Here is a 534-nt window from a genome sequence, read left to right as displayed (position 1 = left end):
AAGAAGGAATTTGCAGTTTTGATGCCAATTAAAATTACTTTAAAAACAAGTAGTTAAAATTTGAACCTAAATGTTTTGCGCGTTATTGGTGCAGAATCTCCCCAATAATGTGAATTTGATCAAAAAAAATCCCCGCCGAGAGAGGCGGGGATTGAACTCATTTCAAGCGTAACGTAAGGGAATTACATTACACGCATGCCAGGCTGAGCGCCTTCGTGTGGCTCAAGAATCCATAGGTCGCTACCACCAGGGCCTGCCGCTAGGATCATGCCTTCAGACATACCGAATTTCATCTTACGAGGTTTTAGGTTTGCTACCATTACCGTTAGCTTGCCTTCTAGCTCTTCAGGTTTGTAGGCTGATTTAATGCCAGAGAAAACTTGACGAGTTTCACCACCGATGTCCAGTTGGAACTTAAGCAATTTGTTTGCTTTAGGCACTTCTTCACAAGAGATGATGCGAGCGATGCGCAAATCCACTTGAGCAAAAGTATCAAACTCAATCTCGTCCGCGATTGGGTCTTTGCTTAGCTCA

At 43.3% G+C, this 534-nt stretch carries 1 protein-coding gene; it reads right to left on the bottom strand.

Annotated elements, in window-relative coordinates; all coding sequences use genetic code 11:
* Positions 1-182 precede the first annotated feature (182 nt).
* The coding region (gene metG / locus R7190_RS30255) for a methionine--tRNA ligase subunit beta (protein ID WP_318138260.1) at positions 183-534 on the bottom strand (352 nt) is incomplete at its 5' end.

This window comes from Vibrio sp. 1078-1, assembly GCF_033340475.1.
Note: the sequence above shows the minus strand (reverse complement) of the source record. Positions and strands in the feature narration are given on the sequence as shown.